The sequence below is a fragment of the Microvirga sp. BSC39 genome (assembly GCF_000739015.1).
Lineage (GTDB): Bacteria > Pseudomonadota > Alphaproteobacteria > Rhizobiales > Beijerinckiaceae > Microvirga.
Map to the genome: position 1 here is coordinate 63,508 of NZ_JPUG01000078.1, position 16,133 is coordinate 79,640.

Here is a 16,133-nt window from a genome sequence, read left to right on the forward strand (position 1 = left end):
GGGCGGCGCAGCCGAGCCCGGAATCCATAAACGCTGACGTCTCAGGATTAGGTGGATACGCAGCAACCATCCTCATTCTGTCGTGGTTATGGATCCTTAGCCTTCGCGGGGATGACACAAGACGAAGCGTCAGGGAGGTGAGATGTCCATCTCGAACCGCAAGCCAGGTGAGAAGAAGGAAGCGCCGGCGGAGCCGCTGAAGCGCTCCATCGCCGGCACCATGAAGGCGATCGCCAGGAAACCCGACCTCGAGGTAGCCTTCGCGTCCGACCGCCCGGTGCTCATGGGCCAGGACAAGGCCCGCCTGCCGGAGCCGCCGCGGCGGCTGACCTCGCAGGACGTGGCGATCCTGCGCGGCAATGCCGACGCCATGGCGCTCAGGCTCGCCTGCCACGACACCAATCTGCACCGCAAGCTGGCTCCTGACGGTCAGGCGGCGCGTGCCGTGTTCGACGCGGTCGAGCAGGCGCGCGTGGAATCCATCGGCTCGCGCCGCATGGCCGGCATCTCGTCCAACATCACGGCCATGCTGGAGGATCGGTATCATCGCGGCGGCAAGTACGAGGAGATCACGGATCGGGCCGATGCGCCGCTCGAGGATGCGCTCGCCCTCATGGTGCGCGAGCGCCTGACGGGGCAGAAGCCGCCCGCTTCGGCGGCCAAGATCGTCGATCTCTGGCGCGACTTCATCGAGGACCGCGCCGGGCGCGACCTCGACGGCCTGCTCAAGAACATCGAGAACCAGCGCAGCTTCGCCCGCAACATCCGCGACCTGCTCTCCTCCCTCGACATGGCCGACGAGGCCTCCATGGATTCCGAGGACGAGGAGGACGAGGAGGAGAACGAGTCCGAGCAGCAGGAGCAGCAGGGCGAAGGCGAATCCGAGCAGGAGAGCCAGGGCGACCGCGCCGAAACGGAGATCAGCGAGGACTCCAGCGACGAAATGGAGGACGGCGCCACGGAAGAGGCCGACGGTCCTTCCGGCGAGATGCCTGAGGAATCCGAAGAGGCCGAGTCGGAAGATGCCGGCGAATCCTGGCGCCCGCCGTCGCGCTCGAACGAGGCGCGAGGCCCCGACTACAAGGCCTACACTCAGAAATTCGACGAGATCATCCATGCGGAGGATCTCTGCGATGCGGACGAGCTGACGCGCCTTCGCGCCTATCTCGACAAGCAGCTCGCCCATCTCCAGGGCGTGGTCGGGCGTCTGGCGAACCGCCTGCAGCGCCGCCTCATGGCGCAGCAGAACCGGTCCTGGGAATTCGACCTCGAAGAAGGCACCCTCGATCCCGTGCGGCTTCCCCGCATCATCATGGACCCGTACCAGCCCCTCTCCTTCAAGCAGGAGCAGGACACGAATTTCCGCGACACCGTGGTCACGCTGCTCCTGGACAATTCAGGTTCCATGCGCGGACGCCCGATCACGGTGGCGGCCACCTGCGCGGACATCCTGGCGCGCACGCTCGAGCGCTGCGGCGTGAAGGTCGAGATCCTCGGCTTCACCACCCGCGCCTGGAAGGGCGGGCAGGCCCGCGAGAACTGGCTGCAGGCCAGCAAGCCGGCCAATCCCGGCCGCCTCAACGACCTGCGCCACATCATCTACAAGTCGGCGGACGCACCCTGGCGGCGCGCGCGCAAGAACCTCGGCCTCATGATGCGCGAGGGTCTCCTGAAGGAGAACATCGACGGCGAGGCCCTCGACTGGGCGCACAAGCGCCTGCTCGGCCGGCCCGAGCAGCGGCGCATCCTGATGGTGATCTCGGACGGCGCGCCGGTGGACGACTCGACCCTCTCAGTCAATCCCGGCAACTATCTCGAGCGGCACCTGCGCTACGTCATCGAGGAGATCGAGACCCGCTCGCCCGTGGAGCTCATCGCCATCGGCATCGGCCACGACGTGACGCGTTATTACCGCCGCGCCGTGACCATCGTCGACGCCGAGGAGCTCGGCGGCGTCATGACCGAGAAGCTTGCGGAGCTGTTCGAGGAGAATGCCGGGCCGCCGGCCCGCGGGGCTCCCCGCCGCAAGGCCGTCGCTTGAGGCTCACCCGGCGCAGCTTCCTGATCGGCGGCGGTGCCGCTGCCGCGACGCTCGCCTGCACGGGCGTCGCCGTGGCGCAGCGCCCGCAGGCTTTCAAGGCGGCAACGGCGATCCGGGTCGAGGCGCAGCCGATCAGCCGTCTCTCGACCACCGATCCCGACCGCAGCCGCTTCGGCGCGCTGATGTTCCGCTCCGGCGCCATCCTGCGCTCCGACGTGCCGGCCTTCGGGGGCTTTTCCGGCCTGTGGCGCTCAGCCAGCGGGCAGGAGATCATCGCTCTTGCGGACAATGCGCAGATCCTGAAAGCCCGAATCGAGACGGCGGACGGGCGGCTCGCGGGCCTGTCCGGCCCGGTCCTCTCTCCCCTGATCCTCGGCAACGGCGTCCCGATGCGGCGCTCGCGCTACTACGACACCGAGAGCTTCGCACTCTCGGGTAATAACGTGTTCATCGGCACCGAGCGCAACCATGCCGTCATCCGTTTCGAGCGCAATGCTGCGGGCAGCATCATCCGGGGCGTCCCGATTCCGGTTCCTCAGGCTTTGAAGGACCTGCCGAGCAATGGCGGCCTGGAGGCGCTGGCCGTTGCGCCGCAACGCTCGCCCCTGAGCGGTGCTCTGGTGGGCATCGCCGAGGGTGGCAGCGGCTTCATTCTCACGGGAGGCCGGCAGGGAGCCTTTCAGGTGGCTCTCACCAATGGCTTCGACGTCACCGATCTGGCCTTCCTGCCCGATGGCGACGCGGTGATCCTGGAGCGGCGGTTCTCGCTCTTCGGCGGCTTCGCGTGCCGCCTGCGCCGCCTCGACGCGGCGGCTGTCCGACCGGGAGCACGGGTCGACGGGGAGGTGCTCTACGAGAGCGAGCCCTCACATCAGGTCGACAATATGGAAGGACTGGCGATTCACCGCGAGGGCGGCGAGACGGTTTTGTCCCTGATCTCCGACGACAATTTCAGCGCGCTGCAGAAAACCGTGCTGCTGGAGTTTTCCCTAGTCGCCTGAAATCCGGCCGCCTGAATCAGGCGTGCCGCTGCAGCCGCGGGCGCATGAACGCCAGGATGGCCCCGTAGGGGGCAATCGCCATGGTGGCCAGCGCAAGCTTCACCCCGTAATCCGCGACCGCGAGGTTGACCCACGGGAGGGCGATGCACTGGTCCACGATCCCCGTCTGGCCCAGCATCTCGCTGATGGTGAGACTGACGCCCGGCACCACGCCGCAATAGAAGGCGAATGAGAAGAAGATCGCCGTGTCGAGCCCCGAGGAGATCACCGAGGAGATGAACGGCGGCATCCACCAGGCCTTGTCGCGCAAGCGGGCGAAGATGCTGATGTCGAGAAGCTGGGCCGTCAGGAAGGCCGCGCCGGACGCGATGGCGATGCGCGGCGTCGCCAGGACGACCGAGAGGGCCACGGCCAGCACGAAGCCGACATAGACCACGCGACGGGCGCCCTTCGTCCCGAAGCGGCGGTTCGACAGGTCCGTGACCAGGAACGAGAACGGATAGCTGAAGGCGCCCCAGGTCAGGTAGTCGCCCATGCCCCAATGGGTGAAGGGATGCTGGACCAGGATGTTCGACGAGAGGACGACCAGGGTCATTGCGGTGAGCGCAATGAGGAAGTCGCGGCGATCAATCCGGGTCATAGACATTCTCTTCCAGGCAGAGCTTAAACACCAACGCAAAACGGGCGGCACCAGGGCCGCCCGCAAAGCCAATTTTCCGGCGATCCGAGATCAGCTCGCAGCGGCGAGCTTCTTCTCGAGTTCGCGCTTCACCGCCAGCGCGGTGGTGGAGAGCTCCTCAGCCTTGGCCTTGGCCAGGAAGGCATCGAGGCCGCCGCGGTGCTCGACCGAGCGGAGCGCATTGGCGGTGACGCGCAGGCGGAAGGAGCGCTGCAGGGCGTCAGATTGGAGCGTGACGTTGCAGAGGTTCGGCAGGAACTTCCGCTTCGTCTTGCGGTTCGAGTGGCTCACCAGGTGGCCACTCAGCACGGCCTTGCCGGTCAGTTCGCAACGGCGCGACATGGGTTCAATCCTATTCGTCGTGTGAGGGTCGCGACCACAATTCGCGGGTTTGCAAGATCGCAGATCCCACGCGGCCGGACACCAGAAGTCCTTGGAAGGTGCGAGCCTATAAGCCGAAACAGGGGTGTGGGTCAAGAATAGCGCGACGTCGCACCCTCTTTTTTTCGGCCGCGTGGTCACGATTTATTGCGAATCTCGTGCGATGCAACAGAATAGACTATCGGAACAGCCCTATGCGCCTCACCGCCTCAGCTCTCGTAACCTTGGCCTTTGCAGGAACGGCGTCGTTCGCTCATGGGCAGACCCTCAAGGTGACGTACGACCTCTCTCTCGCTGGCTTGCCCCTGGGGAAAGCAGACTTGGTCTCGTCCTTCAAGGGCAAGAAATACCAGATGCAGGGCAATGCGAAGCTCACCGGCCTCGCCATGATCCTGACCGGCGGCAAGGGCGAGGCTTCCGCGTCAGGCACTCTCGCCGGAGCCGGCCCGCGCTCGACGAGCTTCGCCGTGGTGTCCAAGACCTCCGACAACCAGCGCAGCGTCCGCATGGGGTTGAAGGGCGGGCACGTGGCCGACGTCGAGATCGACCCGCCCCTCGAGCCCAAGGAAGACCGCATCCCGGTCCAGCCTGCGGACAAGAAGGGGGTCGTCGATCCCATGAGCGCGCTGCTCATGCCGGCTCTGGCGTCGAAGGCTCTGACCGATCCGGACAATTGCAACCGGACCCTTCCCGTCTTCGACGGCGCCTCCCGCATGAACGTGGTTCTCAGCTATGCGGAGACCAAGAACGTCGAGGTGGCGGGCTATTCCGGTCCGGTTCTCGTCTGCAATGCCCGCTATGTGCCGGTCTCCGGCCACAGGCCCGAGCGGCCGGCCACCAAGTTCATGCAGGAAAACCGGGACATGTCTGTCTGGCTTGCTCCCGTCGAAGGCCCGCGCCTGCTCTTCCCCCTGAAGGTCTCCGTGCGCACGATGATCGGCGTCGGCGAGATGCAGGCCTCAGCCTGGTCGCTCGAAGGGGACGGCAAGGCGTCCCGGCCCATGCGCCGGGCCGTGCGGGCGGACGAGGCCGTCCAGGCCGGGGCTGTCCAATAGGCTCTCAGATCAAGCCCAGAGAATCCTTGGCGAAAGCACTTGTAGCGGGTGGCGAAAGTGGCGCCCGTCCCCATATAAGGGCATAGCCCGCAGCCGGCCGCGAGGGCCGGGCTGCCTTGAAGAGAAGGCTTCCGGCTCCGGCATCCGGCCCGCACAGCCTCTCGTATCCGGGACGTTCAAGCATTACCCGTCATCCAGGCATGGCCCGTCGTTCCCTTCCCCCGCAGGCGCGCTCGCGCGGCGTCACGGCCGTGCTCGGCCCGACCAATACCGGCAAGACCCATCTGGCCATCGAGCGCATGCTCGGCCATGACAGCGGCATGATCGGCCTGCCCCTGCGCCTGCTTGCGCGCGAGGTCTACAACCGCGTGGTGGAGAAGGCCGGACCCCACAACGTCGCCCTGGTCACCGGCGAGGAAAAGATCAAGCCGGATCGGCCGCGCTATTGGATCTCCACCGTCGAGGCGATGCCCCGGGATCTCGATGTCGCCTTCGTGGCCGTGGACGAGATCCAGCTCGCCAGCGATCTCGACCGGGGCCATGTCTTCACCGACCGCCTGCTGAACCAGCGTGGGCGCGAGGAGACGCTGCTCATCGGCTCGGCCACCATGCGCCCGGTGATCGAGGCGCTGATCCCGGGCGTTCACGTGGTCACCCGGCCGCGCCTGTCGCAGCTCTCGTTCGCGGGCGAGAAGAAGGTTTCGCGCCTGCCCCGGCGCTCGGCCATCGTGGCCTTCTCGGCCGAGGAGGTTTACGGCATCGCCGAGCTCATCCGCCGCCAGAGCGGCGGCGCGGCCGTGGTGCTCGGGGCGCTTTCGCCCCGCACCCGCAACGCCCAGGTCGAGCTCTTCCAGAATGGCGACGTGGATTACCTCATCGCCACGGACGCCATCGGCATGGGGCTCAACCTCGACGTGAACCATGTGGCCTTCGCGTCCGACAAGAAGTTCGACGGGTTCCAGTTCCGCAAGCTGAACAATCCTGAACTGGCCCAGATCGCCGGCCGCGCCGGCCGCTACATGCGCGACGGGACCTTCGGCACCTCCGGCCGCTGTCCGCCCTTCGATGCGGAAACCGTCCAGGCGCTCGAAAACCACGTCTTCGACCCGGTGCGCATCCTGCAATGGCGCAACCCCGATCTCGACTTCTCCTCGCTCGCCCGCCTGCGCGATTCGCTTGGGAGCCAGCCGCGGGAGCATGGGCTCGTGCGGGCCCCCACCGGCGAGGACGTCACGTCTCTCGAAGTTCTGGCCCGGGAGGACGACATCCAGGCCATGGCCCGCTCGCAATATGCCGTGGAGCGGCTCTGGCAGATCTGCCAGGTTCCGGACTACCGAAAGGTTTCTCCGCAGACCCATGCGGATCTTGTCGGCCAGCTCTACCGTTTTCTCATGAAGGACGGGGCCATCCCGGCCGACTGGTTTGCCCGCCATCTGTCCGCTATGGATCGGACCGATGGGGATATCGATACCCTCTCCAACCGCATCGCCCAGGTCCGCACCTGGTCCTTCGTCGCCAATCGTCCCGACTGGTTGAAGGATCCGGAGCATTGGCAGGATGTTGCGCGTCAGGTAGAGGACAAGCTATCGGATGCGCTCCATGAACGCCTCGCCCAAAGGTTCATCGACCGGCGGACGAGCGTTCTCATGCGGCGCTTGAGAGAGAACAAGATGCTCGAAGCGGAAATTACGACCACCGGCGACGTCACCGTCGAGGGTCAGCACATCGGTCACCTGCACGGCTTCCATTTCGTGCCGGATCCCCAGGCCGACACCACGGAGGTCAAGACCCTGCGCAACGCCGCCAGCAAGGCGCTGGCCGGCGAGATCGAGGCGCGGGCGGACCGGTTCGCCGAAACCGCCGACACGATGCTCGTGCTGTCCAACGACGGCACCATCCGGTGGATGGGCGACCCGGTGGCCAAGCTGGAGCCCGGCGACAAGCTGTTCGATCCCAAGCTTCGCATCCTCTCGGACGAGCACCTCACGGGTCCCGCCCGGGACAAGGTGGACATCCGCCTGCGCGCCTGGCTCAAGGCCTATGTGGTGCGCCTGCTCGGCCCCCTGCTGCAGCTTGAGGACAGCCAGGAACTCACGGGCCTGGCCCGCGGCATCGGCTTCCAGATCGGTGAGGCGCTCGGTGTCCTGGAGCGGTCCAAGGTTCTCAACGATGTCCGCAGCCTCGACCAGGATGCCCGAGGCGCCCTGCGCAAGGCGGGCGTGCGCTTCGGCGCCTATCATCTCTACCTGCCGGCCCTGCTGAAGCCGGCGCCCCGCGTGCTCGCAACCCAGCTCTGGGCCCTGCAGAACGGCGGCCTCGACCAGAAGGGCATCGACGAGATCGCCCATCTGGCCCAGTCCGGCCGCACCTCGATCCCGGTGGATCAGGAGATCGCCCACGGGCTCTACCGGGCCGCAGGCTTCCGGGTGCTCGGCGGCCGCGCCGTGCGCGTCGACATCCTGGAGCGACTGGCCGATCTCATCCGTCCGGCGATCGCCTACCGTCCCGGCATCACCCCCGGCGAGCCGCCGGCGGGCGCGGCCGACGGCGAAGGCTTCGTGCCGACGGTCGCCATGACGTCCCTCGTGGGCTGCGCCGGCGAGGATTTCGCCACGATCCTGAAGTCGCTCGGCTATGTGATGGATCGTCGCGCCGGTCCCGCCATCACGGTTCCGCTCGTGGAGGCCCCGCGGGCCATCGAGGCCCCAACCGCGCCTCCCGAGGGCGACGCTGCCGCTCCGGCCGAGGAAGCCTCGTCCGAGGCAGCTCCCGCTGAGACGGCCGAGGCTGCGGTCGGCACCGATGCAGTCGGCACCGAGGAGATCGGCGCGGTTGCCGTGGAGGCTCCCGAGGCGTCCGTCTCCGAGCAGGAAGTCGAGGCCAGCGCCGCCGAGGCCGTGGCTTCGCCCGAGGGCGACGCGATGGCTCCCGCGGAGGCGTCAGCCGAAGTTCCTGCTGAGGAGGCAGCTCCCGCCGAGCCCGAGATGATCGAGGTTTGGCGCCAGGGCCGCCGCCATCACGACGGCGCTCAGGCTCATCGCGGTCGCGACGCCCGTGGCGGCCGTCACGATCGCGGCGAGCGTTCCGACCGCCAGGAGCAGCGCCAGGATCGCGGCGACCGTCGCCCGCGCCATGGAGCAGGCCAGGGCGACCAGACAGGCGAGCGCCGGCCGCGTCCCGAGCGCCGGGAAGCGCAAGGGGAGGGCGGTCGTCCGCAGAACCGCCCGCCGCGCGGCCCCCATCAGGGGGAAGGCCGTCGCGGGGAGGAGCGCCGCGGTCCGCGTCCCGACAAGCGCGCCGACAACCGCCAGGACGGCGGCCGCGAGCGGCGTGAGAAGCAGCCGGATCCGAACTCGCCCTTCGCCAAGCTGATGGCCCTCAAGGCCCAGCTCGAGGACAGCAAGAAGTGAGGTCCTGAGTGCATGCGTGAGGACCGTCAGCGGCTCGACAAGTGGCTGTGGTTCGCGCGCTTCGCGAAAACCCGGACGCTGGCCGCCAGGATGGTGACCAGCGGCCATGTCCGCCTCAACGGACAGCGCACCGACAACGCCGCCAAGGCGGTGGCCATCGGCGACGTGGTGACCATCGCGCTCCCCCGGGCCACCCTCGTGGTCCGGATCGAGGGGCTCGGCGAGCGCCGGGGCCCTGCACCGGAAGCAAGGCTGCTCTACCTGGATCTCAGCCAGGACAACGGGGCGCTTGTCAGCGCCTCCGACAAGGGCTAGAGCGGCATCAACCCTTTCTCTCGATTGGAACAGACTCCGAAGGACCGTGCATGACCTACGTCGTCACTGAAAATTGCATCAAGTGCAAATACATGGACTGCGTCGAGGTCTGCCCTGTCGACTGTTTCTACGAGGGCGAGAACATGCTCGTCATCCACCCGGACGAGTGCATCGATTGCGGCGTCTGCGAGCCGGAATGCCCGGCCGAGGCGATCAAGCCCGACGCGGAGCCTGGCCTCGAGCAATGGCTGAAGCTCAATGCCGACATGGCCAAGAGCTGGCCCAACATCACCCTTAAAAAGGATGCGCCCGCCGACGCGAAGGAGTTCGACGGAGTGGCGGGCAAGTTCGAGGCGTTCTTCTCGCCCAATCCCGGCGAAGGGGACTAGCGCGGCCCGTCTCGAACGGGTCTCTTTAACGCTATGCTTTGAAATATTTTTGCTTTTTCGGCCGGACTGTGGTAGGGTCCGTGAATGCCGTCGCTTGCGCTCAAGCCGTGCACCGTCCCCGCAGACTGGCGGTTCACATAATGAAGCAAAGATTCGCGTCCTTTGACTTAAGGGAGCGTTGCTGCCTTGGTCAAGGGCATGAGCGTTTGTAGCCGCTGGCTTACATCAGGGAGACGAGCGGAGCAGTCAAGTTCCGCGACACTCACATCCTATCCTCGTTCCACCGGGACCCTGTCCGGTGGGGCAACAGCTCCCTCGCCGTTCAGGCGAGGGCCATGCAAGGAGGCCTCTCTCGCATGACAACCGCCAAGAAGTCCGCCCAGCGCCTTGGGTTCAAGTCCGGTGAAGCCATCGTTTATCCCGCTCACGGTGTCGGCCGCATCACGGCCATCGAAGAGCAGGAAATCGCCGGCTTCAAACTGGAGCTGTACGTCGTCTCCTTCGACAAGGACAAAATGGTCCTCCGTGTCCCCACGGGTAAAGCCTCCAGCGTCGGCATGCGCAAGCTCGCCGAACCGGCTCTGGTCCAAAAGGCCCTGGACGTTCTGACGGGTCGTGCCCGCGTGAAGCGCACCATGTGGTCGCGCCGCGCCCAGGAATATGAGGCCAAGATCAATTCCGGCGACCTGATCGCCGTCACCGAGGTCGTACGCGACCTCTACCGCTCCGAGGCCCAGCCCGAGCAGTCCTATAGCGAGCGTCAGCTTTACGAATCCGCCCTCGACCGGATCGTGCGCGAGATCGCGGCCGTGAACAAGATCACGGATACTGAAGCGCTCAAGCTCATCGAGCAGAGCCTTGCCAAGTCCCCGCGCCGCGTGAAGGGCGCCGAGGGGGATGGCGACGCAGAAGGCGACGACATGCAGGAAGAGGCCGCCTGAGCGGACGCCTTTCAAGGTTCAAAAGCCCGGCTCGCAGCCGGGCTTTTTTGTGCGCGGAGCCTTGTTTTTCAAAGGCCGGAATCTATTTTGCGGAACTTGGCTGCTGGAAGTGAACTTTTTGCGGCTCCGCTCGTTGTGTCTCTGCCAAGGGAGAGCACACAATGGGAGAAATCTCAGGGGTTCGCCGCCGGTTCGTCCGCGCTGCCATGAATGCGCCTTTTCTCGAAAGGGAAGAGGAGCACCTTCTTGCCGTGCGCTGGAAAGAGAACCGCGATGAGGCGGCGCTTCATCAACTGACTGCTGCCCATATGCGCCTTGTGATCGCGCTGGCAGCTCGTTTCCGTCATTATGGCCTGCCCATGGCCGATCTGGTTCAGGAAGGCCATGTGGGTCTTCTTGAAGCCGCGGCCCGGTTTGAGCCCGAACGGGAAGTTCGCTTCTCGACCTACGCGACCTGGTGGATCCGCGCCTCCGTGCAAGATTACATCCTTCGTAACTGGTCAATCGTCCGCGGCGGAACGAGTTCCGCCCAGAAGGCCCTTTTCTTCAATCTGCGCCGCCTGCGCGCCCGTCTGACCCGCGGCGGGGAGGAGCGCATCTCCTCCGACGTGCACGCAAAGATCGCCGAGGCGATCGGCGTGTCGAAGGCCGATGTGGCGCTGATGGATGCCCGCCTGTCGGCGCCGGACACCTCGCTCAACGCGCCGGTCATGGATGCCGACCCGTCGAATTCCGCCGAGCGGGTCGAGTTCCTCGTCGACACCAGCCCTCTGCCCGACGAAACCGTCACCGACTCGATCGATACCGAGCGTCGCGTGCGCTGGCTTCAGCAGGCGCTGGAAGTTCTCAACGAGCGTGAATTGCGCATCCTGCGCGCCCGCCGTCTCGACGACGAGCAGGTGACCCTGGAGTTCTTGGGAGATCGTCTCGGAATCTCGAAGGAGCGCGTCCGTCAGATCGAAAACCGCGCCCTGGAAAAGCTCAAGCGCGCCTTGGTGGAGCGCTATCCTCAAGCCTCCGGCGCGTTCGTGTAAGGCACGGGATTTTCCTGGAATCATCATCGGCGAGGCAGGCAACTGCCTCGCCGATGCCGTTTTATGGTCCGGGAACGAGGCTCTATTCCACGACGATCTTATAGCGGTCGCCCACCTTGAGGGGGGCATTCCTGTCGAGGCCGTTGAGCAACAGGAAGCGTTCGAGCGGCCGGTCGATCGGCATGCGGGCGGCGAGCGCCTGCGCGGTGTCGCCCTGCTGACCGGTGACGATCTGCAGCTTCAGGGGCCTGATCCGTCTAGCCTCTTCGGGCTGCACCTGCCGGACGCTGTTCAGGGTCTGCTGGAAGATCGCATCCAGATCGCCCCTGTTGCCCCGGGTCGCCATGATGAGCCGGTAGGTGGTGCTGCCGATCCGGACGGCCGAGAGGCGGAAGGTCCATTCCTTGCCGTTGGACAGGGCCGTCACCACAGGAAGGCCGTTCACCGTGCCGGGCGTGAGGGTGCCGGGCTCGATGGTGTCCGTCCAGGTGGAGCGCAGCACGTCTTCCAGGCTCTGGCCCTCCGGCGTATCGGCGGCGTCGAAAAGCAGGCGCCGCTCGCCGTCGGCCGAGGATCCGAGCACCGCCTGGGAGGTGTTCTCGAGGCTGAAGCCCTCAGGTGCCTCGAAAGCAACCCCGAGCCGAGAATGAATGAAGCGGCGGCCCTTGACCACACCGTCGGCCGGATCGTCGCCATAGGACAGGCCATCCAGGGCGGTGAGATAAGCCAACCGCCCGGTTTCGCCGCCGCCCGGCAGTTCCGTCCGCCGCGCGGCCTGCAGGGCCCGTGAGACGCGGTCGTTCGTACTCGGATGCGAGGCCAGCCGGTCCCCCGTCTGGCTGTCGGAACTCGTGCCCGAGCGCCCAAGCGACGTCAGGAAGCGCGGTGCCCCGAAAGGATCGAAGCCGGCGCGGGCGAGAACCTTCACGCCCGTCTGGTCCGCCTCGAGCTCCTGCGCCCGGGAGAAGCTGGCCAGCGTCGAGCGGGACTGGCTCTGGGCCGTGGCGGCTTCCTCGGCGTCGTTCAGCACGTTCTCGGCCACCCGTTCGATCAGGGCCGAGCGGGCCTGCAGCTCGGTGCGCTGGGAGGCGTGGCGCAGGGTGACGTGGGCGATCTCATGGGACAGGACCGCGGCCACCTCGGAGGTGTCGTTGGCCAGCGCCAGGAGCCCGCGCGTCACGTAGAGCCGTCCGTTGGGCAACGCGAAGGCATTGACCGCGGGCGAGTTCAGGATCGTCACCTGGAAGGCCTCTTCCGGCCTGTCGGTGGCCATGACGAGCCGGTTCGTCACATCGGTCAGGAGCTGCTGGAGCTGCGGTGCGCGGCCCTCGCCGCCGAAGGCCCTGACGAGGCGCACATGATCCCGGTCGCGATCCGGGCCGATCACCCGCGGGGCGTTTGCCGGCAGAGAGACGTCTCCCCCAAAGCCGGAGCAGCCCGCGAGAAAGGCCGCGAGCATGAGGCTGCTGAGAATTCCGGTGCTACCTGGTCGACGTGTTGTGATCATGCTCGTTCATCGTGGCAGATGATCGCCTTCGAGACGTTCGATCATGTCCGGTATGACAATCGAAAAAGCAGTGCCTTGCCAAGGCTGCAAAATGCCTCGGGCCCTGATCCGCCGGCCTTTGAGGGAGTCTGCGCCCAGGCCGCGATCCGACATCTGCTTCCAGGTTGCCCTAGAAATGATGATCGTGAAGTCTTCTGCCCAGAGCCCCCCGAAATTCAAATAGGTGCGCTGCTTGCGCTCGCCGATGCTCCTGACGCGGCCTTCGATCAGCGCGAAGCTGCCGATCCGCTCGCGCAGGCGCTCGGAATGATTTGCATCAAGGGGTTTATAGCGGTCATCGGCCCAAACACCAAGGCGTCGTTCGCGGGCCGTGGCCTCGATGGCGAGGAGTTCGGGCTGGCAGAACACCCTGTCCGAGCCCGGATCCACCAGGGCGAGGCCGGCCTCGACCAATCCATGGGCCCAATCGAGTGACGCGGGCTCGCCGGACGATCCGATGCGAACGGACGCTCGATCCCACCGGGCGCGCCTGTCAGGGCCCTGCATGAGGACCGTCTCGCCGATTCGCGCCCTCAGCCAAGAGAGGGCGTCCTCGCGATGGGGAGGCGTGTCGGGCAGGCGAATTCCGGACAGGCGAGCCAGTTGTCCCGAAGCCAGGATGAGATCATCCTCCGGCGTGAGGCCCTGCAGCCGATCGCTGCGAGCCTCACTGAGGCATTCCGCAGGCCGCTGCATGGAACGCGCCTGTGCATGGGCCTCCTGGATTCCGATGTCCAGGGCAGGTCCGAGGCACAGGGCCAGCAGCATCCGCAGGGTCGATCCCGTCATGGGACGGGATCATACCCTTTCAGACCCAAACGGCTACGCTCAGGATGTCCGGATCAGTGCTTTTCCTGCGCCGGGCTGTGCTGCTGTGGCTTGTGCCCGCTCTGCCCCGCGTTGTTGTGCTTGTTGTGGTCGCGGCTTTCCTGGTGGGTCGCGCCGCCCTGCTGGCCGATTTCGGGCTTGCCGCCCGCGTTGACGTTCGGCTCGTCGTGCTCCTGATGGCCCGAGATGCGCGTCTGGTTCGGATTGCTGCGGTTGCCGGTGCTGCTCATGACTTCTTCTCCTGCTGCCGCTTCTGGGCGCCGTTGCCGTCCTTGCCCTGCTGGGCTTGAGTGCCGCGCGTGTTCGAGCCGCCATGGCCTTCCTGCGGGATGCCTTCCGGGTTCGTGCGGGAGCCTGGGATGTTCTTCGTCATGGTGAGATCCTGACCGATTTTCATTGTGTTCTGGAGCGGCATTCCGGGGCCCGGATGCCGCCGCCATGGCAAGTCAATCGAGGAGCCACCAAATCGTTGCGGCCAAGATCGGCAGGTTTTATCGGCGGATTTTCGCCAGGAAAGCTGCTTCTTTCAGGCTACCAGCGGATCACCACAACCCGTTCTTTGCCGTTCCCGAGTTCCACCGCCTCAGTGCCTTCCGCTTTCCGATTCTGAGACTTCGCATCCTCGATGATCTCGATCTCCGCCACATGGGCGGCGAAGGCCTCGTCCACCTCGGCGACGCAGAGCAGGGTGTCGGGGGGAAGGTTCTCGACCTGTTTCAGGAAATCGCGAAGCGTCTGCGCCATGTTGTGCCTCCAGTTGCCTTCACCAACCGGCTTGGCCGTGGGGAGTTCCTTCGGCCTGACGCGACAATCGTTCGGGAGAGCCGCGCGATCCCGAGCTCGCGGCCGCAACCCACTGGAATGCCCCTGCCGACCGTGCTAAATCCCGTTTCGTCAGCGGTCCCGTAGCTCAGCAGGACAGAGCAGCGGTTTCCTAAACCGAAGGTCGGAAGTTCGAGTCTTCCCGGGATCGCCAGTTAAATCCTTGTTCTTTTTCACTCTTGATCTCCAGTGGTCTAGCCCGGCTAGCTGGGTTTGACACTTTCAGACGCCCGGTTTGACAACCTTCGTGCGCCGTTTGTTCAATTCGCTATCGAGATCCTTGACCATCCCAAGCATCTTTGGACGTAAATCTGCACCCTTCGCGTAGTGCCTTGCCATTTCGATAGTCTTCTGCCCCAAGGCGTCGGCGATATCTCGCTCATCGCGACCCATCTCTCTCAGGATCACAGCGATCGTGTGCCGGAGGCCATAAAGCGTGAGACCGGAATTGATCTCGCTGTTCTGTTCAAGTTGGAGTCGCACCTTTCGCCAGGAGGCCCGAAATCCGTCGTTTGTCCACGGCAAGCCTGCCGAATTGGCACACAAGGTAACGGCGGTATGTGTCGGGGCCTCTGCTAGAGCTTGCACAAGCGGGGCAGGAGCAGGCCAGTACACAGGCTCGCCAGTCTTCGAACGCCGCGTTGCAATCTCCCCCTCACGGTAGAATGAACGTGGTAGGGTAAGTGCGTCGTTTGGTCCTAATCCGGTGAACATCATCAGTGCAAGTGCAGACTTCATGTGCGCTGGGGCAGCGTTGAGAACAGCCTCGCGTTCATGATCGGTCCATGGGCGATTTGCTTCAGGTGCGCCGCGAGGGCGGCGAATGCCTTTGATCTTCTCGGCCGGGTTGCTCTTGAGATGGCCTCGTTCTACTCCCCAGGCAAACAGTGTAGAGAGGAAGGAACGGGTATAGTTTGCAAAGCGCCTGCCCTTACTTGTTGCCTTGTCCCTCACCTGGACAACGTAGGCTCGATCAAAACGCGCCAAGGAAACGTTCGATAAAGGGGCAAGGTAGTTGAGAATACTCTGATAGTCGGCCTTTGTACGGGGTGCGAGATCGAGGAAGGCAGGATTGGCCCGGTACTCGGTCACAAGCAGGCCGAACGTCCCAGCTTTCGGGGTGATAGCCTTAACTTGATCTGCGATGCGGTTGCATTCAGCAAAAAACTCGGCCGACCCAATTGGAGCCTTGTTGATGTCCACAGGTGTACGAGTCTTTCGGTGGTAGCAACGCCACTTACCGTGGCGGTCCTTAAAGATTTGAAAGCCCTTCACACGGATGACTGTCATTAAAGCCTCGCCAGAGCTTGGTCAGCCTCATCCAGAGAGCCTGTTTTCAGACCATCAATCCAACGATCGAGATCTTGGACATCCCAAAGAAGGTCCCCATCGGCCATCTTTAGTGGCGGAATCGGGCATTGAACCTCAAACTTTCTGACTGAGCGGCGGCAATAATGTGCAGCCTCTGTCTTTGTAAGGAGACGGTAGGGTTGGACCCGGAGGTTGAGGGTTGCACTGGCCATCGATCACATAGCCTCTGGGTGTCCTAGGCCGAGCATCCGGCGTAGAGGCGCAGTTGGTACCCGAATTGCGCCGCCAACTTTCACAGTTGGGATTTGACCTCGCTTGGCCGCTGCGTAGGCTGCGTTGCGCCCGATCCCTAATGCTCTGCCTGCAGTCTCGACATTCAC

The 16,133-nt window shown here is 65.0% G+C and carries 16 protein-coding genes and 1 tRNA gene; 9 read left to right on the top strand and 8 right to left on the bottom strand.

Features of this window, described 5'->3' with window-relative positions; genetic code table 11:
• The first annotated feature begins 142 nt into the window (after positions 1–142).
• Both cobT and MA07_RS24360 read left to right on the top strand, forming a co-directional pair.
• Complete coding sequence (cobT, locus tag MA07_RS24355) at positions 143–2,041, top strand: cobaltochelatase subunit CobT (protein WP_036358222.1); 1,899 nt, start codon at positions 143–145, stop codon at positions 2,039–2,041.
• Positions 2,038–3,042, top strand: a complete 1,005-nt coding sequence (locus MA07_RS24360) for an esterase-like activity of phytase family protein (protein WP_036358225.1) — start codon at positions 2,038–2,040, stop codon at positions 3,040–3,042. Before cobT ends, MA07_RS24360 begins: the two co-directional genes overlap by 4 nt.
• 16 nt (positions 3,043–3,058) lie before the next feature.
• Here MA07_RS24360 and MA07_RS24365 read toward each other — a convergent pair whose 3' ends face one another.
• Both MA07_RS24365 and rpmB read right to left on the bottom strand, forming a co-directional pair.
• Positions 3,059–3,682 carry a queuosine precursor transporter gene (locus MA07_RS24365; protein WP_244445346.1) on the bottom strand — a complete coding sequence of 208 codons (624 nt, stop codon included), beginning with the start codon at positions 3,680–3,682 and terminating at the stop codon, positions 3,059–3,061.
• Between the two features lie 90 nt (positions 3,683–3,772).
• Entirely contained in the window at positions 3,773–4,063 is a 291-nt protein-coding gene (gene rpmB, locus MA07_RS24370) for a 50S ribosomal protein L28 (protein WP_036358230.1), read from the bottom strand.
• A gap of 233 nt (positions 4,064–4,296) precedes the next feature.
• Here rpmB and MA07_RS24375 point away from each other — a divergent pair, with 233 nt between their 5' ends.
• From MA07_RS24375 to MA07_RS24400, 6 genes are all read left to right on the top strand, one after another.
• Complete coding sequence (locus MA07_RS24375) at positions 4,297–5,157, top strand: DUF3108 domain-containing protein (RefSeq protein WP_036358233.1); 861 nt, start codon at positions 4,297–4,299, stop codon at positions 5,155–5,157.
• Positions 5,158–5,357: 200 nt separating this feature from the next.
• Positions 5,358–8,567 (top strand): helicase-related protein, encoded by a 3,210-nt coding sequence (locus MA07_RS24380; protein ID WP_036358236.1) that lies wholly within the window; start codon positions 5,358–5,360, stop codon positions 8,565–8,567.
• 12 nt (positions 8,568–8,579) lie between these two features.
• Entirely contained in the window at positions 8,580–8,882 is a 303-nt protein-coding gene (locus tag MA07_RS24385) for an RNA-binding S4 domain-containing protein (RefSeq protein WP_036358238.1), read from the top strand.
• A 50-nt stretch (positions 8,883–8,932) separates the two neighbouring features.
• Positions 8,933–9,271: a ferredoxin FdxA gene (gene fdxA / locus MA07_RS24390; protein ID WP_036358241.1), complete on the top strand. Its 339-nt coding sequence runs from the start codon at positions 8,933–8,935 to the stop codon at positions 9,269–9,271.
• A gap of 356 nt (positions 9,272–9,627) precedes the next feature.
• Complete coding sequence (locus MA07_RS24395; RefSeq protein ID WP_036358244.1) at positions 9,628–10,212, top strand: CarD family transcriptional regulator; 585 nt, start codon at positions 9,628–9,630, stop codon at positions 10,210–10,212.
• A gap of 161 nt (positions 10,213–10,373) precedes the next feature.
• A complete protein-coding gene (locus MA07_RS24400) occupies positions 10,374–11,246 on the top strand; it encodes an RNA polymerase factor sigma-32 (protein ID WP_081929154.1) in 873 nt (290 codons plus the stop codon).
• Between the two features lie 82 nt (positions 11,247–11,328).
• Here the strand turns inward: MA07_RS24400 and MA07_RS24405 are convergent, their stop codons facing one another.
• From MA07_RS24405 to MA07_RS24420, 5 genes are all read right to left on the bottom strand, one after another.
• Positions 11,329–12,753 (bottom strand): M48 family metalloprotease, encoded by a 1,425-nt coding sequence (locus tag MA07_RS24405; protein WP_036358247.1) that lies wholly within the window; start codon positions 12,751–12,753, stop codon positions 11,329–11,331.
• Positions 12,754–12,759: 6 nt separating this feature from the next.
• Entirely contained in the window at positions 12,760–13,581 is an 822-nt protein-coding gene (locus tag MA07_RS24410) for a hypothetical protein (protein ID WP_052003500.1), read from the bottom strand.
• A gap of 53 nt (positions 13,582–13,634) precedes the next feature.
• A complete protein-coding gene (locus MA07_RS24415; protein ID WP_036358251.1) occupies positions 13,635–13,850 on the bottom strand; it encodes a hypothetical protein in 216 nt (71 codons plus the stop codon).
• The gene (locus MA07_RS30300; protein WP_160195493.1) at positions 13,847–13,993 is read right to left on the bottom strand and encodes a hypothetical protein; all 147 of its coding nucleotides are present in this window, start codon (positions 13,991–13,993) and stop codon (positions 13,847–13,849) included. Before MA07_RS30300 ends, MA07_RS24415 begins: the two co-directional genes overlap by 4 nt.
• 158 nt (positions 13,994–14,151) lie before the next feature.
• The gene (locus MA07_RS24420; protein WP_036358254.1) at positions 14,152–14,364 is read right to left on the bottom strand and encodes a hypothetical protein; all 213 of its coding nucleotides are present in this window, start codon (positions 14,362–14,364) and stop codon (positions 14,152–14,154) included.
• A gap of 155 nt (positions 14,365–14,519) precedes the next feature.
• Here MA07_RS24420 and MA07_RS24425 point away from each other — a divergent pair.
• A tRNA-Arg gene (locus MA07_RS24425) sits at positions 14,520–14,596 on the top strand.
• Positions 14,597–14,664: 68 nt separating this feature from the next.
• Here the strand turns inward: MA07_RS24425 and MA07_RS24430 are convergent.
• The gene (locus MA07_RS24430; protein WP_036358257.1) at positions 14,665–15,732 is read right to left on the bottom strand and encodes a tyrosine-type recombinase/integrase; all 1,068 of its coding nucleotides are present in this window, start codon (positions 15,730–15,732) and stop codon (positions 14,665–14,667) included.
• Positions 15,733–16,133: the final 401 nt, after the last annotated feature.